The 2,878-nt window shown below is 55.7% G+C and carries 4 protein-coding genes; all 4 read left to right on the forward strand.

Annotated elements, in window-relative coordinates:
* The first annotated feature begins 43 nt into the window (after positions 1-43).
* The 4 genes from dfrA15 (at position 44) to GV764_RS16645 (ending at position 2,526) form a co-directional block, all read left to right on the forward strand.
* Positions 44-517, forward strand: a complete 474-nt coding sequence (gene dfrA15 / locus GV764_RS16630) for a trimethoprim-resistant dihydrofolate reductase DfrA15 (RefSeq protein ID WP_001355915.1) — start codon at positions 44-46, stop codon at positions 515-517.
* Positions 518-717: 200 nt separating this feature from the next.
* Positions 718-1,065 carry a quaternary ammonium compound efflux SMR transporter QacE delta 1 gene (locus GV764_RS16635; RefSeq protein ID WP_000679427.1) on the forward strand — a complete coding sequence of 116 codons (348 nt, stop codon included), beginning with the start codon at positions 718-720 and terminating at the stop codon, positions 1,063-1,065.
* Positions 1,059-1,898 (forward strand): sulfonamide-resistant dihydropteroate synthase Sul1, encoded by an 840-nt coding sequence (gene sul1, locus GV764_RS16640; protein ID WP_000259031.1) that lies wholly within the window; start codon positions 1,059-1,061, stop codon positions 1,896-1,898. The genes GV764_RS16635 and sul1 overlap by 7 nt, the downstream gene beginning before the upstream one ends.
* A 127-nt stretch (positions 1,899-2,025) precedes the next feature.
* On the forward strand, positions 2,026-2,526 hold the full coding sequence (locus GV764_RS16645) for a GNAT family N-acetyltransferase (RefSeq protein ID WP_000376623.1): 501 nt from the start codon (positions 2,026-2,028) through the stop codon (positions 2,524-2,526).
* Positions 2,527-2,878: the final 352 nt, after the last annotated feature.

Genomic DNA, 2,878 nt, shown 5'->3' on the forward strand with positions numbered 1-2,878 from the left:
AGGGCAGTCGCCCTAAAACAAAGTTAACCCCTAAGGAAGTATCGTGAAACTATCACTAATGGCAGCAATTTCGAAGAATGGAGTTATCGGAAATGGCCCAGATATTCCATGGAGTGCCAAAGGGGAACAATTACTCTTCAAAGCGATTACCTATAATCAGTGGCTTTTGGTAGGCCGAAAGACTTTCGAGTCAATGGGGGCTTTACCCAACCGAAAATATGCCGTTGTAACTCGTTCAAGCTTCACTTCCAGTGATGAGAATGTATTGGTATTTCCATCTATCGATGAAGCGCTAAATCATCTGAAGACGATAACGGATCATGTGATTGTGTCTGGTGGTGGTGAAATATACAAAAGCCTGATCGATAAAGTTGATACTTTACATATTTCAACAATCGACATTGAGCCAGAAGGTGATGTCTATTTTCCAGAAATCCCCAGTAGTTTTAGGCCAGTTTTTAGCCAAGACTTCGTGTCTAACATAAATTATAGTTACCAAATCTGGCAAAAGGGTTAACAAGTGGCAGCAACTGACCGCCAAAAGTGTCACTTGTTTTGCCAAAAAGCCGGCAAAACAAGCGCCAATTTTGTCGGCAGCTGTGCCAGGCGTTAGATGCACTAAGCACATAATTGCTCACAGCCAAACTATCAGGTCAAGTCTGCTTTTATTATTTTTAAGCGTGCATAATAAGCCCTACACAAATTGGGAGATATATCATGAAAGGCTGGCTTTTTCTTGTTATCGCAATAGTTGGCGAAGTAATCGCAACATCCGCATTAAAATCTAGCGAGGGCTTTACTAAGCTTGCCCCTTCCGCCGTTGTCATAATCGGTTATGGCATCGCATTTTATTTTCTTTCTCTGGTTCTGAAATCCATCCCTGTCGGTGTTGCTTATGCAGTCTGGTCGGGACTCGGCGTCGTCATAATTACAGCCATTGCCTGGTTGCTTCATGGGCAAAAGCTTGATGCGTGGGGCTTTGTAGGTATGGGGCTCATAATTGCTGCCTTTTTGCTCGCCCGATCCCCATCGTGGAAGTCGCTGCGGAGGCCGACGCCATGGTGACGGTGTTCGGCATTCTGAATCTCACCGAGGACTCCTTCTTCGATGAGAGCCGGCGGCTAGACCCCGCCGGCGCTGTCACCGCGGCGATCGAAATGCTGCGAGTCGGATCAGACGTCGTGGATGTCGGACCGGCCGCCAGCCATCCGGACGCGAGGCCTGTATCGCCGGCCGATGAGATCAGACGTATTGCGCCGCTCTTAGACGCCCTGTCCGATCAGATGCACCGTGTTTCAATCGACAGCTTCCAACCGGAAACCCAGCGCTATGCGCTCAAGCGCGGCGTGGGCTACCTGAACGATATCCAAGGATTTCCTGACCCTGCGCTCTATCCCGATATTGCTGAGGCGGACTGCAGGCTGGTGGTTATGCACTCAGCGCAGCGGGATGGCATCGCCACCCGCACCGGTCACCTTCGACCCGAAGACGCGCTCGACGAGATTGTGCGGTTCTTCGAGGCGCGGGTTTCCGCCTTGCGACGGAGCGGGGTCGCTGCCGACCGGCTCATCCTCGATCCGGGGATGGGATTTTTCTTGAGCCCCGCACCGGAAACATCGCTGCACGTGCTGTCGAACCTTCAAAAGCTGAAGTCGGCGTTGGGGCTTCCGCTATTGGTCTCGGTGTCGCGGAAATCCTTCTTGGGCGCCACCGTTGGCCTTCCTGTAAAGGATCTGGGTCCAGCGAGCCTTGCGGCGGAACTTCACGCGATCGGCAATGGCGCTGACTACGTCCGCACCCACGCGCCTGGAGATCTGCGAAGCGCAATCACCTTCTCGGAAACCCTCGCGAAATTTCGCAGTCGCGACGCCAGAGACCGAGGGTTAGATCATGCCTAGCATTCACCTTCCGGCCGCCCGCTAGCGGACCCTGGTCAGGTTCCGCGAAGGTGGGCGCAGACATGCTGGGCTCGTCAGGATCAAACTGCACTATGAGGCGGCGGTTCATACCGCGCCAGGGGAGCGAATGGACAGCGAGGAGCCTCCGAACGTTCGGGTCGCCTGCTCGGGTGATATCGACGAGGTTGTGCGGCTGATGCACGACGCTGCGGCGTGGATGTCCGCCAAGGGAACGCCCGCCTGGGACGTCGCGCGGATCGACCGGACATTCGCGGAGACCTTCGTCCTGAGATCCGAGCTCCTAGTCGCGAGTTGCAGCGACGGCATCGTCGGCTGTTGCACCTTGTCGGCCGAGGATCCCGAGTTCTGGCCCGACGCCCTCAAGGGGGAGGCCGCATATCTGCACAAGCTCGCGGTGCGACGGACACATGCGGGCCGGGGTGTCAGCTCCGCGCTGATCGAGGCTTGCCGCCATGCCGCGCGAACGCAGGGGTGCGCCAAGCTGCGGCTCGACTGCCACCCGAACCTGCGTGGCCTATACGAGCGGCTCGGATTCACCCACGTCGACACTTTCAATCCCGGCTGGGATCCAACCTTCATCGCAGAACGCCTAGAACTCGAAATCTAACGTCCGTTCGGGCATCGAGGTCCATGTCGGGGTGGGACGGGCCCGTGGCTTCAAGATCACTTGCAGTCCGACCGCGATGTCTTGGTTGCGCGAGAGGTTGTCGATATCCTCCACTTCCATCATCAACCCTGGATAATGCCGCCGCCGTCATCGCCGCCGACGCCCGTGCCGGGCTTTTCGGGCCTGTCAGGCTTGCTCGGCCTTCAGCCTGCCTGGGCGAGATCTCCGGCGGACGGATTAACGGCGGAGCTTCGCCGCCTTTCGTGCGTGTGAAGGCCGAAGATAGTTCTCTCAAAAACATCCGTTTATGAGAGATACCAAATGTCATTTTCAGAAGACGACTGCACCAGTT

The organism is Atlantibacter hermannii, from assembly GCF_009907385.1.
In the GTDB taxonomy this organism is placed as follows: Bacteria; Pseudomonadota; Gammaproteobacteria; order Enterobacterales; family Enterobacteriaceae; genus Atlantibacter; species Atlantibacter hermannii_A.

Bases quoted from the DNA above. Each gene is read 5' to 3' on its own strand.
- GV764_RS16635 (WP_000679427.1), top strand. From the start codon at position 718: ATGAAAGGCTGGCTTTTTCTTGTTATCGCAATAGTTGGCGAAGTAATC.
- sul1 (WP_000259031.1), top strand. From the start codon at position 1,059: ATGGTGACGGTGTTCGGCATTCTGAATCTCACCGAGGACTCCTTCTTC.
- GV764_RS16645 (WP_000376623.1), top strand. From the start codon at position 2,026: ATGGACAGCGAGGAGCCTCCGAACGTTCGGGTCGCCTGCTCGGGTGAT.